Annotated in this window: 14 protein-coding genes and 1 pseudogene; all 15 read left to right on the top strand. The window is 48.9% G+C overall.

Annotated features, from left to right (window positions below):
- Positions 1-9 precede the first annotated feature (9 nt).
- Positions 10-579, top strand: a complete 570-nt coding sequence (cotJC, locus tag MHB62_RS03690) for a spore coat protein CotJC (protein WP_003233850.1) — start codon at positions 10-12, stop codon at positions 577-579.
- 124 nt (positions 580-703) lie between these two features.
- The gene (locus MHB62_RS03695) at positions 704-1,246 is read left to right on the top strand and encodes a GNAT family N-acetyltransferase (protein WP_019712805.1); all 543 of its coding nucleotides are present in this window, start codon (positions 704-706) and stop codon (positions 1,244-1,246) included.
- 22 nt (positions 1,247-1,268) lie between these two features.
- Positions 1,269-1,572: pseudogene (locus tag MHB62_RS03700) on the top strand (YesK-like family protein).
- Positions 1,573-1,686: 114 nt separating this feature from the next.
- Positions 1,687-2,316 (top strand): YesL family protein, encoded by a 630-nt coding sequence (locus MHB62_RS03705; RefSeq protein ID WP_019712807.1) that lies wholly within the window; start codon positions 1,687-1,689, stop codon positions 2,314-2,316.
- Positions 2,313-4,046, top strand: a complete 1,734-nt coding sequence (yesM, locus tag MHB62_RS03710; RefSeq protein WP_019712808.1) for a two-component system sensor histidine kinase YesM — start codon at positions 2,313-2,315, stop codon at positions 4,044-4,046. Before MHB62_RS03705 ends, yesM begins: the two co-directional genes overlap by 4 nt.
- A complete protein-coding gene (gene yesN / locus MHB62_RS03715) occupies positions 4,046-5,152 on the top strand; it encodes a two-component system response regulator YesN (protein WP_019712809.1) in 1,107 nt (368 codons plus the stop codon). Before yesM ends, yesN begins: the two co-directional genes overlap by 1 nt.
- Before the next feature lie 103 nt (positions 5,153-5,255).
- Positions 5,256-6,539: an ABC transporter substrate-binding protein gene (locus tag MHB62_RS03720; protein WP_015715472.1), complete on the top strand. Its 1,284-nt coding sequence runs from the start codon at positions 5,256-5,258 to the stop codon at positions 6,537-6,539.
- Positions 6,536-7,465, top strand: coding sequence for a carbohydrate ABC transporter permease (locus MHB62_RS03725; protein ID WP_003233835.1), 930 nt, complete (start codon positions 6,536-6,538; stop codon positions 7,463-7,465). Before MHB62_RS03720 ends, MHB62_RS03725 begins: the two co-directional genes overlap by 4 nt.
- A gap of 3 nt (positions 7,466-7,468) precedes the next feature.
- A complete protein-coding gene (locus tag MHB62_RS03730; RefSeq protein WP_015252615.1) occupies positions 7,469-8,359 on the top strand; it encodes a carbohydrate ABC transporter permease in 891 nt (296 codons plus the stop codon).
- A 15-nt stretch (positions 8,360-8,374) separates the two neighbouring features.
- Complete coding sequence (yesR, locus tag MHB62_RS03735; protein WP_019712810.1) at positions 8,375-9,409, top strand: rhamnogalacturonyl hydrolase YesR; 1,035 nt, start codon at positions 8,375-8,377, stop codon at positions 9,407-9,409.
- Between the two features lie 22 nt (positions 9,410-9,431).
- Positions 9,432-11,717, top strand: coding sequence for a transcriptional regulator YesS (gene yesS / locus MHB62_RS03740; protein WP_019712811.1), 2,286 nt, complete (start codon positions 9,432-9,434; stop codon positions 11,715-11,717).
- A gap of 13 nt (positions 11,718-11,730) precedes the next feature.
- Positions 11,731-12,429, top strand: coding sequence for a rhamnogalacturonan acetylesterase (rhgT, locus tag MHB62_RS03745; RefSeq protein ID WP_080015531.1), 699 nt, complete (start codon positions 11,731-11,733; stop codon positions 12,427-12,429).
- Positions 12,422-13,084, top strand: a complete 663-nt coding sequence (locus tag MHB62_RS03750) for a YesU family protein (RefSeq protein ID WP_019712813.1) — start codon at positions 12,422-12,424, stop codon at positions 13,082-13,084. The genes rhgT and MHB62_RS03750 overlap by 8 nt, the downstream gene beginning before the upstream one ends.
- A complete protein-coding gene (locus tag MHB62_RS03755) occupies positions 13,081-13,707 on the top strand; it encodes a YesL family protein (RefSeq protein WP_019712814.1) in 627 nt (208 codons plus the stop codon). Before MHB62_RS03750 ends, MHB62_RS03755 begins: the two co-directional genes overlap by 4 nt.
- 120 nt (positions 13,708-13,827) lie before the next feature.
- Positions 13,828-15,690, top strand: a complete 1,863-nt coding sequence (gene rhgW / locus MHB62_RS03760) for a rhamnogalacturonan lyase (protein WP_080010605.1) — start codon at positions 13,828-13,830, stop codon at positions 15,688-15,690.
- The last annotated feature ends 39 nt before the right edge of the window (positions 15,691-15,729 follow it).

A 15,729-nucleotide genomic window follows, 5' to 3' on the forward strand; every position in this document is an offset into this window, starting at 1 on the left:
AATGCCTGAATGTGGGTGTATGAAAAGAAGCTGCAATACCCTGTCAAGGTCAGTACGTGCAACCCGACGCTGGCGAAGTATTTGATTGAGCAGTATGGCGGAGCGGACGGCGAGCTGGCCGCAGCTCTCCGGTATTTGAACCAGCGTTATACGATTCCTGATAAGGTCATCGGCCTTTTAACAGATATCGGCACGGAGGAGTTTGCCCATTTGGAAATGATTGCGACCATGGTCTATAAGTTAACAAAAGACGCCACACCGGAGCAGCTGCGTGAAGCTGGGCTTGGCGATCATTACGTCAATCACGACAGCGCGCTTTTTTATCATAATGCGGCGGGCGTGCCGTTTACCGCGAGCTATATCCAAGCGAAGGGCGATCCGATTGCCGATTTATACGAAGATATTGCCGCAGAAGAAAAGGCGCGGGCGACGTATCAATGGCTGATTGATATTTCGGATGATCCTGATTTAAACGATTCCCTGCGTTTTTTGCGTGAGCGTGAAATCGTACACTCTATGCGCTTCAGAGAAGCGGTTGAAATTTTAAAAGAAGAACGGGATAAAAAGAAGATTTTCTAATAGGCAGATTGGCCTCTCTTTCATACACCCTTTTACATACAGAGAAAATGGTCTGTTTTTGCAGTTTGGTCTGCATTATAATCAAGGTGTGTGTGCAAGCTTACTTTTTGATTGGGAGGCCTTTATGTCAGCTTTTAAGATTGAGAACGAAACGATTGCAGATGGATTTTACGCGTGTCCGGCCGTCTATGAGGATGCAGAATCGATTACCGGGTTGCTCGTCCGAACAGCTGAATGGCTCCGGGATCGGGGTTCTAACCAATGGAGCGGACTTCTAAAAGGGCAAGATATACATGATATCACGGGGTCAATTGAAAAGGGACATGTGTTTGTGTTTAAAAAAGATGAAGAGCTTGCGGCTGTCGTGATGCTGCTGCCTGAACCGAGCGAGTGGGACCGGGCGCTTTGGGGAGACGATGGGCATGAGGAGTCCATTTATTTGCATCGCCTCGCAGTAAGCCGCCGGTTTGCGGGACAGGGGCTTGGAGCCCGCGTCCTTCAATGGGCGGAGACGGGCATACACTTTCCGGAAAAAACGCGGATCCGGCTTGACTGTGTCGCTGATAGCGACGCCCTGCATTCCTTTTATCGGCGTATGGGATATGAATTCATGGGTGCTGATGCGTCCGGATATCATTTGTTTGAGAAAGAGATTACGGCAGAATAAGCGTCCTTTGCAGGGGGCTTTTTTGTCTTTTTCTAAAAGGGAGGGCAGGCGATGTGTGGGCAATATTATTTGTGACAGGGATCGTGACGGCTTGTCTGTTTGCTGGCGTATCCGTTTTGATGCGGATGAGATTTCCTGACAAAAGTCGGCCGGAATGGATGTTGGCCGGGCTGATCGTCCTTGGTGTGTTTCTGATCTGGTAGAGCCTCGTGTATGTACGCGGCTGGGAAGGGGCTGCGCTCGGAATGCTTGGATTCAATGTCATTTTCGGAGCCATTGCCGGATATTTGATCGATAATGCCATCCGGCGTTACAGGAAAAGATAAGGCTGCTGCCGTCTCTCATCATGTCGAAATTTTCACAGACCGGCAGGAATTTTCTTTCGAAAGGAGAAATACATATTACTTTAAAATGAAAGCGTTTTCCGAAGCAGGAAGGTGATGTTGATGATACACAGTGTGACAAATGGGCTGAATCGTTTTTGTACGTGGGTGATGAGATTGGCCTATTTGAATGTGCTTTGGATTTTGTTTTCTCTTGCAGGCCTGGTTGTGTTTGGGCTGATGCCCGCTACTGCCGCGATGTTTACAGTGGCGAGAGAATGGGCGAAGGGGAATACAGATGCCCCGGTGTTTTCTGTCTTTTTTCGGACGTTTAAAAAGGAATGGCGGGCATCACAGATCCTCGGGCTTATCGTTGTGACGGCTGCCCTGTTTCTGTTTGCGGATATGCGGATAGCGGCTCAGATGGACCAGCCTGTGCTCGTCAATGTATTCCTGAGCATTAGTTTGATTTTCGCGTTTGTTGTGCTGTATGTGTTCCCGGTATTTTCTCATTTTGACGTAAAAATCAGAGAGGTGCTGAGCATCAGCTTTTTGATTGCTTTCAGCCGTCCGGCGGTGACACTTTTGATGGCAGCGGGCGCTGTCGGTGTGCTTTGTCTCGTTCTGTTTCATGTCACGTTTCTATTGTTTTTCAGCGGAAGTTTACTCAGCCTGATCTTAACGAAGCTGTCCTTTAAAGCGTTTCGGTCAATGGATCAGCGGCAGGAGAAAGAAAAGGCGGCATGAAGAAAAGAGTTGCTGGCTGGTACAGGCGGATGAAGATTAAGGATAAGCTGTTTGTGTTTCTATCGTTGATTATGGCCGTATCCTTTCTATTTGTATACAGCGGGGTCCAGTATGCCTTTCATGTGTATGATGAGCAGATTTACCGCAAGTCCTCGGAGGTGCTTCGCATGTCTTCTGAAAGGATCGAAGACGAGCTGAAGAAGATAGAGGATGTGTCATATGAAATCATTACAGACGAACAGATTCAGCGCATCCTGAGCATGCAAAATCGGGATGATACGTATGATCAATATCAAATGAAGCAGGAGCTTTGGGATCAGCTTGCGGGATATGCCAGTGATGAAAAGTACATCGATTCCATTCATTTGATTGATGCCCGCGGCTCAGAGTATTCAGCCGGAAGCAGTTCTTCAGATCTTTTGCAGCAGGAGCAGGAAGAGGTATTTAAGCGAGCGAAAGCGAAAAATGGAAGAAATCTTTGGATGACGCTCGGCGGGTCAGATCCTGTCCTGATTTCAGCACGGCAGATCAGGTCCTATCACCAGCTGAGTCTGAACGGCTTGGGCATGGTGCTGATCCAAGTCAATGTAAAACAAATGATTCGTGATGTGCCGAAGGATTGGGGCGATTCAGTCGGAGACATTATGATTGCTGACCAAGGCGGGAATTTGGTGTATACGGCACATGCATCAGCGCATGTTCCTGAGGCAGCAAAAGAGACGCTGAAGCACCCCGGTTATGACTTGATAAAAAAGAATGGCAAACGTTACTTTATTTCTTATCTTCAATCATCCTACCAAAATTGGAGCTACTATAACGTTATCCCCTTTGATCAGATGTTCGCGAAAATTTCCTTTATGAAAACAGTGATCGGCACATGCTTTCTCCTCTTTTTCTGTGTGGTTTTGCTTTTCGGAAGGAAAATCGCCAACAGCATCACGGAGCCGATTGAACAGCTTGTGACCGCGATGAAATCGGTACAGCACGGCGGCATTGAAGCAGGTGTGTCGCTTTCTCTGCCGGAACATACACAGGATGAGGCCGGCATGCTGAACCGTCATTTTACTGTCATGATGAAACGGATTAATGAGCTGATGGAAGAAAATGTGGAAAAACAGCTCATCATTAAAGAAACCGAATTGAAAGCACTGCAAGCCCAGATCAATCCGCATTTTTTATATAACACGCTCGAGTCCATCAATTGGCTGGCCAAGGCGAATCAGCAAAAGCAAATCTCAAAAATGGTGGAATCGCTCGGTTTTCTTCTGAGAAACAGCATACATATGAAAAAGGATATCGTGACCATACAGGAGGAGGCGGACATTTTACGTCACTATATGACCATTCAGCGATTTCGATTTGAAGAGCGCCTGAATTTCACGTTGGATATTGACGATGAGGTGAAGCATTGCCTCATTCCGAAACTGACGCTCCAGCCGCTTGCGGAAAATGCGATTCAATACGCGCTTGAACCCTTTACAAGGCCATGCGCCATCCGGATTCAGGCGAAAAAGGCAAAGGAATGTGTCTGTATTACGGTCGAAGATAACGGCCCTGGCATGGATGGACGGATTCTTGAATCAACGGGCGGAAGAGGAATCGGACTTTGGAATATTCGCGAGCGCATCAGCCTGACATTCGGAGAGCCATACGGCTTGCGGATTCATAGTGAGCATGAAAAGGGGACGAGGATTGTGATCACAATACCGTGCCGAAATGAGGTGGTGTGATGTATAAAATACTGCTGGCTGATGATGAGAGGATTATCCTTGATGGAATGGCAGGAATCATTGAGTGGGAGTCGCTTGGCGCCTCATTGATCGGTAAAGCGCAGAACGGACATGAAGCATATGAAAAGATTGTACATAAGCAGCCGCATATCGTCATCACAGACGTCAAAATGCCCGGCATGGACGGGCTTGAGTTGATCAAAAAGGTGTCAGCCATCAGTCCGTCGGTGCAATTTATCGTCCTGTCCGGGTTTGGAGAGTTTGAGTACGCAAAGGAAGCCATGAAATATGGGGTGAAGCATTATTTGCTGAAACCCTGCAATGAACAGCAGATTATCAGCTCGCTGGAGGAAATCATTGCTGAGCTGAAGCGGCAAGATGTGCACAAAAAGAAAACAGCCCATCTGAAACACGAGCTGGACCATATCCGTTCCTTTGCAGCCGATCAATACTTGGAAGGCTTGATCGCAGGTGTAGCCCAGTTGTCTCCGCCGCCTTCACTTGCCGGAAAAAAGATCCGCCTCTTGATCTTAAAAGGGGAACAATCTATTGATGCTGTAGCCAGAGAGGCACTCGGATCGGCACTGACAGCGGTTTGCAGCAGCGGAGAATGGACAGTGCTCGCCGTAGAGGAGAACGCCGCTGAAAAGGCGGCGAAGGTTTTTGCGGACCGCAAGATGGCCATCAGTCAGGCGGGAGAACTCCGGCACGCGGGGCAGCTGTTTCGTGACACAGCTGAAGCGTCTGGTGACCTGCATGGGAGCGCAGTGATTTCAAAAATGATCAGGCTTATTGCCGACGAGCTCGGAAATCCGAATCTGTCCTTAAAATGGGCGGCGAAGGATATGCTGTTTATGAATCCTGATTATCTCGGGAAGTTATTTAAGCAGGAAACAGGCGAGAAATTTTCACAATATGTTACACGAGTGCGTCTTGAACATGCGATAAAACAGATGAAAATGAGGCGGGATGCGAGTGTATCAGAAATTGCTGAAGAAATCGGGTTTGGCGATAATCCGAAGTATTTCAGTCTTGTTTTTAAAAAATATACCGGTCTGACACCGTCAGAATTCAGAAGAAAACAGGGAGGCGCTTCCGCAGGATAGCCATCTCTGTTTTTTTGACTTTCGCCACTGTTTTTTGAGTGTTTCGCCTTATCCGAACGCTTTAAAATAAAATGTAAGCACTTACATTAAAGGGGGGATTGGTTTGAAGAAGATTTGTTACGTTCTGTTATCGCTTGTCTGTGTCTTTATTTTCAGCGGATGTTCTGTGGGCGAAGAGGCATCGGGGAAAAAAGAAGACATTACGCTCAGAATCGCGTGGTGGGGCGGGCAGCCAAGGCATGATTATACAACAAAGGTAATTGAACTTTACGAGAAAAAGAATCCTCACGTCCATATTGAAGCGGAATTTGCGAACTGGGATGACTACTGGAAAAAGCTTGCGCCCATGTCTGCCGCCGGCCAGCTTCCTGATGTCATTCAAATGGATACCGCTTACTTAGCCCAATACGGAAAGAAGAACCAGCTGGAAGATTTAACGCCGTATACAAAGGATGGGACGATTGACGTCAGTTCAATCGACGAGAATATGCTGTCGGGCGGAAAAATCGACAATAAGCTTTATGGATTTACGCTAGGTGTCAACGTGCTGTCTGTGATTGCCAATGAAGATTTGCTGAAAAAAGCCGGTGTGTCTATCAATCAGGAAAACTGGACGTGGGAGGATTACGAGAAGCTGGCGTATGATCTTCAGGAAAAAGCCGGTGTCTACGGTTCCAACGGAATGCATCCGCCTGATATTTTCTTCCCTTATTATTTGCGCACAAAGGGTGAGCGCTTTTATAAAGAAGACGGCACTGGCCTCGCGTATCAAGATGATCAGATGTTTGTCGATTACTTTGAACGGCAGCTGAGGCTGGTGAAAGCGAAAACGTCCCCAACACCTGATGAAAGCGCACAGATTAAAGGGATGGAAGACGATTTTATCGTCAAAGGCAAATCAGCGATTACATGGAACTACTCCAATCAATATTTGGGCTTTGCCCGGCTGACAGACTCGCCGCTGTCTCTCTATCTGCCGCCGGAGCAAATGAAGGAAAAGGCGCTGACATTGAAGCCGAGTATGCTGTTTTCCATTCCGAAAAGCTCTGAGCATAAAAAAGAGGCAGCGAAATTTATTAATTTCTTCGTGAATAATGAGGAAGCGAACCAGCTGATTAAAGGCGAGCGAGGCGTTCCAGTCTCCGACAAGGTGGCGGATGCGATTAAACCGAAGCTGAATGAGGAAGAAGCCAACATCGTGGAGTATGTAGAAACCGCGTCAAAAAACATCAGCAAAGCCGATCCGCCAGAGCCTGTGGGAAGCGCGGAGGTCATCAAGCTGCTGAAGGATACGTCAGATCAGATTCTGTATCAGAAGGTATCGCCGGAAAAAGCCGCCAAAACGTTCCGAAAAAAGGCCAATGAGATATTAGAGAGGAATAATTGACGGGAAATGGGGCTGACGCAATGAAAAAAAGCCGGAGTATAAGAAAAGACAATCTGGCGGGATATGCTTTTATTTCTCCGTTTATCATCGGGTTCCTATGCTTTACGGTGATCCCGATGGGGGCGTCCCTGTTTCTGTCCTTCACGAGCTATGACTTGTTTACGGCGCCGAAATGGATCGGGCTCGACAACTTTAAGGAAATGTTTACGGGTGACGAAAAGTATTGGCAGTCTCTGAAGGTGACATTTACGTATGTGCTTGCCGGGGTTCCGCTCCGCCTCGGCTTCGCGCTTTTTATCGCTGTCATTTTAAACAATGCAGCAAAAGGAACGGCCATTTACAGAACGCTCTTTTATCTGCCTTCGATCATCGGCGGGAGCGTCGCCGTGGCGATTATGTGGCGCAATATTTTTGGCAATGACGGGGTCATCAATGCGCTGCTGTTTTTTGTCGGGATTGATCAAAAAATTCTTTGGTACCAGAATCCGACAAGTGCACTGTGGACATTGATTCTGCTGTCCGTCTGGCAGTTCGGGTCGTCAATGCTGATTTTTCTGGCCGGGCTGAAAAACATTCCGTCTTCGTATTTGGAAGCGGCAAGTGTGGATGGGGCAAATCGGGTGCAGCGTTTCTTCAAGATCACGCTTCCGATTCTTACACCGATTATTTTCTTTAACCTAGTGATGCAGACGATTTCTGCTTTTATGACATTTACACCTGCCTATATCATTTCGAAGGGCGAGGGCGGGCCGCTTGACGGGACACTTCTCTATTCGCTCTATTTGTTCCAGCGTGCGTTTAACTATTTTCAAATGGGCTACGCATCGGCGATGGCGTGGGTCATGCTTGTCATTGTCGGGCTGATTACGCTCATATTGTTTAAAACATCGTCATATTGGGTTCATTACGAGTCAAAGGAGGAATGACGGATGGAGCCGGTCAACGAGCCTGTCAGAAAAGCCCCGGTTTTAGAAAGAAAAAAAGCCGGGCGCGTCAGTCCCAAACGCATACTGTTCCATGTTTTTACGGCAACGCTGGCGGTGTTGCTGCTGTACCCGGTCATTTGGCTGTTTGTCAGCTCGTTTAAAGAAAGCGCCAGTATTTTTACAACCTCACATTCTCTCATTCCCGACCCTTTTATTCTCAGTAACTATGCTGAAGGGTGGAAGGGTATCGCGGGACAGCCGTTTCTGACGTTTATTAAAAACTCGGCGATCATTGTCGGACTGTCAACAATCGGTGCCGTCCTGTCATCGGCTGTCATTGCGTACGGATTTGCGCGTATTCCGTTTAAGGGAAAAAAATTTTGGTTTGCGTGCATGATGGGGACGTTAATGCTGCCTCATGAAGTGTTGATGATTCCGCAGTATATTATGTTTGCGAAATTAGACTGGCTGAATTCCTTTAAACCAATTGTCGTTCCGCAATTTTTCGGGCATGCGTTTTTTATCTTTCTGATGATCCAGTTTATCCGGACGATTCCCGAGGAGCTGGATGAAGCCGCGCGAATCGACGGATGCGGGCGCTTTGCCTGCTTTTGGCGGATCATTCTCCCGCTGATTGCCCCCGCGCTTGCGACGTCTGCGATTTTCTCCTTCTATTGGAAGTGGGAGGAGCTGATTCAGCCGCTTTTGTATTTGAATAAGCCGGAGCTTTACCCTGTTTCACTTGCGCTGAAGCTTTTTCTCGATACAGAGTCGGCTTCGAACTGGGGCGCGATGTTTGCCATGTCGGCCGTCTCGTTATTGCCTGTGATTCTTGTTTTCTTTTTGTTTCAGAAATATATCGTTCAGGGCATCAGTACGACCGGATTAAAATAAAAAGGAGTGTTGCAGATGGCACAGCTTATCTTTGATGATGAAAAGGTGACGTCCGTTATTGACCGGATCGTGAAACGGACATTTCAGATGGATTTTGCGTGGGATTGGCCGGGCGGCGTCGCGTTTTACGGTGTGGCGGAGGCCTATGAAGCGACGGAAAACGAGGAATATATCAATCTGTTAAAAACGTGGGTGGATGAACAGCTGGAGGATGGGCTGCCGCCGCTTTCGATCAACGGAGTTTCCATCGGGCATACGCTTTTGTTCCTCCACAAGGTGACGGGTGATGACGTGTATTTGGAAACAGCGGCCGAAATGGCGGAATATGTGCTGCATAAGGCGCCGCGCTTTGGCGAGGGTATCCTTCAGCATACGGTGAATGCAGCAGAATACGTATTCCCTGAACAGGCATGGGCGGATACGCTGATGATGGCTGGGCTGTTTATGCTGAGAATCGGGCGGATCATGGAGCGTGAGGATTATTTTGAAGACGGCCTGCGCCAGTTTCACGGACATGAGGATGTGCTTCAGGACCCTGTCACGAATTTGTACTACCACGCCTGGGACAACAAAGCGCAAAATCATCTGTCGGGGATTTATTGGGGCAGAGCGAACGGCTGGGCGGCACTCACGATGGCAAAGGCGCTCCCCCTTATTGAGGTGACACATCCTTCCTTTATGATCATCGACGGATCGCTCAGAGACCAGCTGAGCGCGCTTGTCCGGCTTCAGGATGAATCAGGGCTGTGGCATACGATTTTGGATGATCCGGATTCTTATCTGGAGGTTTCGGCATCAGCGGGTATTGCTTCTGCTCTGATGTCGAGCGGAAAGCTGTATACAAAATATGTGCAGAAATCGCTTGCCGCCATTTTGGATGCGGTGGAAGAGGACGGACGGGTCAGCAAGGTATCAGCCGGGACAGCCGTCATGAAAAATGCCGAAGGATACAAACAGGTGCCTTACAAACGAATACAAGGATGGGGGCAGGGACTTGCGCTGACGTTTCTTGCTGATGTTTTGAAAACGAAAAAACGCGTGTATCAGTAAAGACAGCGGCGGGGGGAAAGGGATGAAAAAACAGCCTCAACAGAAGGAACGGGTTTCTCGCTGGAAGGGAACGTATTTCAAAAGAAACTTTGTCTTCATTTTGCTGATTGCCTGTATTCCCGGATTGCTGACTGGCGGCGCAATCTACTTTCTTTCGATCGACAAGGTGGAGAAAGAGCTGCAGAGATCGCATGAAACACAGGTGGCGCGTGAGGTCAGCCGAATGGATGAGAAGCTGGGAGTGCTTGAACTGGCTCTCACCCAGATGGCCTACGATTCTTCACTGATGAACGGATTGGCCGAGAGGGATTTGGAGAAAGATTATACGTTCTCCTATCAATTAACGAAAAAGCTGTTTCTTTTGCGGGATCAGCAGCCGCTGATCGAGCAGGCTTCCATCTTTCTGAACAGCCCCCGGCCACTTGTGCTGAGCCCTGAATACAGCGCTTTGACAGAACAAGAGGGCCTTCGCAAGTATCGCTCGCTGCTTGCCACAGACCACAGCATTTATTGGAAACGGTCGGGAAATCAAGCGATGCTGATCCAGCTCATTCCGGGCGCGGCGGAGAAACCGTTCGGCGCGATCATGCTGGCGGTTGATCCGAAAGAAATGGAATCAATCCTGCAAAGCTTGTCCCCCTATCCTGATGGCAGTGCGCTGCTTTTAGATCAAAATCAAGAGGTGCTGTTTCATGAAGGGGAAAAAGATTTTGAAAAGACTTTACTTCAAGAGATAAAAAAACAGCCTGCTGAGAACGGCCATTTTCAGATGGAATGGGAAGGCAAGGTGTATTCTGTCTCCTTTGGAGAAATGAACCGGATGCATCAGCAATGGACCTTTGTGTCAGCGGCGCCTCTTTCAGCTATTACAGCGCCGATGGTGTTTTTATCAAAAGTGATCATCGTGATGCTGGTCATTTGCATCGGTTTGGCGGTATGCATGACATGGTATGCATCAAAAAAAATCTATCGTCCCATTCAGCATTTGCTTGGCTTGTTTACCGGAGGAGAGAAGAAAACATGGCAGGCGTCCGGGCAGGATGAATTCAAGTGGATTGAAAAGAGATGGCAGGATCTATCCCTTGAAAGCCGGAAGCTCCAAGAGCAGCTCCTGCGTCAGACGCCCCATATGAAAAAGAGTTTTTTGCAGCATCTCTTACAGGGCGATTTTTACTATGACAACGAGGAAAGCCTCAGATTGCGGATGGAGGAGGCTGGCTGGAACATCAGCGGAAACGCGTTTCATGTGCTTGATCTACAGGTGACAGGGCTCCGTTGTGAAAAAAGCATCTTCTGTTGCGATGATGAACAGCTTGCCGTGTTTACACTGACTAATATCGCTGAGGAATTGGCGGCTAAACGCGTTTTTCAGCTCTCCATACTTGATATCGACCGGCTTTCTGTCACCGTTCTTGTGATGAAAACAAACAGCTCTGATCTCAAGGTGTATATAACGGAGCTGGCACGCCAATTTGGAGATGTAACCGGATTATGCCTGACCTCGACATTGAGCAGCAAAACGGAGCGTATCACGGAAATCCCTTCTTTATTTCAGAATGTGAAAAGCGGCAAATCCCGCAGGAAGTTTGCTAACCGGGATCAGGTCATTGATTTGCAGGCCGACTTCCCTCAGGATGAGCAGTTCGCTCCTTATTACCCTTTTGAGCTGGAAAAACAAATTGTTCAGGCCATCCGGCTGGAAAGAAAACAGGAAGCCAAGGAACTGATAGATGGATGTATGAGGGAACTGTCGGAAAAAGCGGCCATAGACAGGCATGTGCATTCCGCCCTGATTCAGCTGTTTTCCCGCATTCAGGAGGATATTTTGCATTCCGGGCTCAATCCTAGCGAACTGTTTCAGCATCGGAACCCGTTTCTTGATATTTCAGAATTGCGCGAACCTAATGAAGCGGCGGCCTGGCTGATGGATGTAGTGGTGACGCCTTACCTTTCCAAGCTTGAGGGCAGAAAAAACAGACAGCAAAAGCAGCTGGCAGAACGTGTGATTGCGATGATTCACGAACAGTATATGGCGGATATTTCATTGGAAAGCTGTGCCGATGCGCTTGGCATGAATTCCTATACGTTAAGCAAGGCATTTAAGCAAGTGACCGGCATTAATTTTATCGATTATGTGACCCAGATCAGAATCGAAAAGGCGAAAGAATTGCTGGTCAATACGAATAAAAAAATTCATGACGTGTCAGAAGAAGTCGGTTACCGCCACAATTACTTCAACCGGATTTTTAAAAAACAGGTCGGCATGCCGCCGGGTGTCTTCAGGCAAATGTATCAGGAAACGCCGTGAAAGGAGAGAACATGTGATGAAGAAACCAATTCAAGTATTTTTAGCGGGAGATTCCACTGTGAGTGACTGCCCGCCTCATGAAGCGCCGATGGCGGGGTGGGGGCAGGTATTCGGGCAATTGTTTTCTGAAGAGGTAGTGGTGCACAATCATGCCAAAGGAGGAGCGAGCACCAATTCTTTTGTGGAGGAAGGAAGGCTTCAAGCAATTGTCGAACGCATCACACAAGGCGATTATTTGTTGATTCAATTCGGCCACAATGACCAAAAACCGCGGGGGACGAAGCCGTACTCCACATTTCAGCAGTTTCTTACCTTGTTTGCAGATACGGCACGCGAAAAGGGCGCGCATCCTGTGTTCGTCACATCGGTGCAGCGCCGCCGCTTTGATGAAAACGGACGGATCGAGCATTCCCTCGGTGAGTATCCCGATGCGATGAAAGCACTGGCGAAGGAGCTCGATGTACCTGTGATTGATCTGCTTGCGAAAACAAAGGTGCTGTATGAAGCATACGGGCCGGAGGAGTCGAAGCGATTGTTCGTTTGGTTTCAGCCGAATGAACATCCGAATTACCCGCACGGTATTGAGGACAATACGCATTTTTCGGAAAAAGGTGCAATGGAGGTTGCGAAGCTTGTGGCAGAAGGCATTGAAGAGCTCGGACTTCCGCTTAAGGACCACCTTGTGAGCCGAGAGGGGAAAGAACATGTATAAGGAAGGCGCGTGCCTGTACCGCAATCCGCTCCGGTCTAAAAGCGATGTGAAGGACTGGCGGATGGAGGGAGGCGGACAGATCTCATTTGACGATCACAGCTTGCACCTGTCACATGTCCAGGACGAAGCGCACTTTGTCTTTTGGTGTCCGGAAACCTTTCCAGACGGCATCATTGTGACATGGGACTTCTCTCCGATCGAGCAGCCGGGATTGTGTATGCTGTTTTTTTCTGCTGCGGGAATGGGAGGCGAGGATTTGTTTGATCCAAGTCTCCAGAAAAGAACGGGAAAATACCCCGAGTATCATTCGGGGGACATCAACGCTCTCCACCTGTCGTATTTCCGCAGAAAATACCCGGAGGAAAGAGCATTCCGCACCTGCAATTTAAGAAAAAGCCGCGGTTTCCACCTCGCCGCAATGGGGGCCGATCCGCTGCCTTCTCCAGACGACGCTGATTCTCCGTATCGTATGAAGCTGATCAAAGACAAAGGCTATGTGCACTTTTCAATCAATGGTCTGCCCATTCTTGAGTGGATGGACGACGGCAGCACATATGGGCCTGTGTTAACAAAAGGAAAAATCGGGTTCCGGCAGATGGCCCCCATGAAAGCAGCTTACAGGGATTTTGCCGTGCATCAAGCGGTGAGAAGATGAAGACGACTGTAACGGATGCGCTTTATGCAGGCTGCGAAGCGGTGGTGAAAATAGCATGGCTCAACGGGCTGTGGCTGTTGTTTACACTTTTGGGCGGCGTTCTTTTCGGATGGGCGCCGAGCACAGCTGCGATGTGTGCCGTTATAAGGAAATGGCTGATGGGGCAAAAGGATGTCCCGGTATTACCGTTATTTCTCGATACCTATAAAAAAGAGTTTCTCAAGGTTAATGCGATCGGATTGGCGTTTTCGGCTCTTTTGCTCATATTGTCCGCCAACTATCATTATTTTTCTGCCAGTACAGATTGGCTGTCCTTTGCCGTAACAAGCTGCACGCTGCTTGCAGGGCTTTTGTATATCATCGCGCTGATGTATGTGTTTCCCCTTTATGTGCATTACCAGCTCCCGCTTCGCAAATATATACCGCAGGCACTGCTGTTTGGCGCCATGAGGCCGCTGACAACCGGCTGTATGCTGATCGGGTGCGGATTTGTCCTTTATTTGCTTTATACGCTTCCTGGCCTGATCCCATTTTACGGCCCGTGTTTATTTGGGCTTGTGTTGATGTTTTTTGCTCTTAGGGGATTTCAAAAGACGGAGGCCCAGCACCATCAAGCCGGGTAACAAAAAAATGACAAATACGCAAAAAAGTGCAGTGTCCGAAATAGGCAGATGCAAAAAAGTGAAATTGAAGACAGCTCACAAAGCGCATAAAATCCAATTTAAGTAAGCGCTTACATATAAATGAGAAGGAGCTGTCTGATGATTACACGAAGGAAACGCATGTTTACCGCTGTTACGTTGCTGGTCTTGTTGGTGATGGGAACCTCTGTATGTCCTGTGAAAGCTGAAGGGGCAGCGCGGCAGATGGAAGCGCTGAACCGGGGGCTTGTAGCGGTCAAGACGGACGGGGGCATTTTTGTCAGCTGGCGGTTTCTTGGAACTGAAAACGCATCTGTTTTGTTCAATGTGTACAGAGACGGGCAAAAACTGAATGCTGCGCCTGTCAAAACCACGAACTATGTGGATAAAAACGGTTCGGCGGGCTCAACGTATACGGTTCGGGCTGTTGTAAACGGTACCGAACAGCCGGCTTCTGAAAAAGCCTCCGTATGGGCGCAGCCGTATCATTTCGTCCCGCTGGATAAACCGGCTGGCGGCACGACGCCAAAGGGTGAAGCTTACACGTACAGCGCTAATGACGCAAGTGTTGGCGATGTGGATGGTGACGGGCAATACGAGCTGATCCTGAAATGGGACCCGTCTAACTCAAAAGACAATTCACAGGATGGCTATACGGGTGACGTGCTGATTGACGCGTATAAACTGGATGGCACAAAGTTATGGCGGATCAATCTCGGCAAAAACATCAGAGCGGGCGCGCACTACACCCAGTTTATGGTGTATGACCTTGATGGTGACGGAAAAGCGGAAGTGGCAATGAAAACGGCAGACGGGACAAAAGACGGCACGGGCAAAGTAATTGGAAATGCCAATGCTGATTACAGAAATGAACAGGGGCGTGTGCTTTCAGGCCCTGAATATCTCACTGTGTTTCAAGGTTCAACCGGGAAAGAGCTTGTCACCGCAAATTTTGAACCGGCGCGCGGCAATGTGTCGGATTGGGGAGACAGCTACGGCAACCGTGTTGACCGTTTTCTCGCCGGCATTGCCTACCTTGATGGACAGAGGCCGAGCCTGATCATGACCAGAGGGTATTACGCTAAAACCATGCTAGTTGCCTATAACTTCAGGGATGGAAAGCTGTCAAAGCTTTGGACGCTGGACTCCTCAAAGTCAGGAAATGAAGCGTTTGCCGGACAGGGGAATCACAACATGAGCATCGCGGACGTTGACGGGGATGGAAAAGATGAGATTATTTTCGGCTCAACGGCTGTTGATCATGACGGGAAAGGCATGTACTCGACCGGCTTAGGCCATGGGGATGCCCTCCATACAGGAGATCTTGATCCGGGACGGCCGGGGCTTGAGGTGTTTCAAGTACATGAGGACAAAAATGCAAAATACGGCTTATCTTTCCGGGATGCTGCAACCGGAAAAATCCTTTGGGGCGTTTATGCCGGCAAGGATGTAGGCCGGGGAATGGCTGCTGATATTGACCCGCGTTATCCGGGACAGGAGGTGTGGGCAAACGGTTCTCTTTACTCGGCGAAAGGGGTCAAAATCGGAAGCGGGGTTCCGTCCTCGACCAACTTCGGCATCTGGTGGGACGGCGATCTGCTCCGGGAACAGCTGGACAGCAACCGAATTGATAAGTGGGATTATCAAAACGGCGTATCGAAAAATGTGCTGACTGCATCAGGCGCAGCGGCTAACAACGGCACAAAAGCAACACCGGCGCTTCAGGCTGATCTGCTCGGTGACTGGCGCGAGGAAGTGGTGTGGAGAACGGAGGACAGCAGTGCACTGCGCATTTACACGACGACCATTCCGACTGAGCACAGGCTGTATACGCTGATGCACGATCCGGTGTACCGGCTTGGCATCGCCTGGCAAAATGTCGCCTATAACCAGCCGCCGCACACAAGCTTCTTTTTAGGAGACGGCATGGCGGAACAGCCAAAACCGAATATGTATACGCCTTAACTGAAAGGGGGAAGGAACGGGCTGCGCGCAGCCCGTTCC

The organism is Bacillus sp. FSL K6-0255, assembly GCF_045040725.1.
In the GTDB taxonomy this organism is placed as follows: Bacteria; Bacillota; Bacilli; order Bacillales; family Bacillaceae; genus Bacillus; species Bacillus subtilis.

Coding starts and splice junctions, on each gene's coding strand:
- cotJC (WP_003233850.1), top strand. CDS start 10: ATGTGGGTGTATGAAAAGAAGCTGCAATACCCTGTCAAGGTCAGTACG.
- MHB62_RS03695 (WP_019712805.1), top strand. CDS start 704: ATGTCAGCTTTTAAGATTGAGAACGAAACGATTGCAGATGGATTTTAC.
- MHB62_RS03705 (WP_019712807.1), top strand. CDS start 1,687: ATGTTGATGATACACAGTGTGACAAATGGGCTGAATCGTTTTTGTACG.
- yesM (WP_019712808.1), top strand. CDS start 2,313: ATGAAGAAAAGAGTTGCTGGCTGGTACAGGCGGATGAAGATTAAGGAT.
- yesN (WP_019712809.1), top strand. CDS start 4,046: ATGTATAAAATACTGCTGGCTGATGATGAGAGGATTATCCTTGATGGA.
- MHB62_RS03730 (WP_015252615.1), top strand. CDS start 7,469: ATGGAGCCGGTCAACGAGCCTGTCAGAAAAGCCCCGGTTTTAGAAAGA.
- yesR (WP_019712810.1), top strand. CDS start 8,375: ATGGCACAGCTTATCTTTGATGATGAAAAGGTGACGTCCGTTATTGAC.
- yesS (WP_019712811.1), top strand. CDS start 9,432: ATGAAAAAACAGCCTCAACAGAAGGAACGGGTTTCTCGCTGGAAGGGA.
- MHB62_RS03750 (WP_019712813.1), top strand. CDS start 12,422: ATGTATAAGGAAGGCGCGTGCCTGTACCGCAATCCGCTCCGGTCTAAA.
- MHB62_RS03755 (WP_019712814.1), top strand. CDS start 13,081: ATGAAGACGACTGTAACGGATGCGCTTTATGCAGGCTGCGAAGCGGTG.
- rhgW (WP_080010605.1), top strand. CDS start 13,828: ATGAGAAGGAGCTGTCTGATGATTACACGAAGGAAACGCATGTTTACC.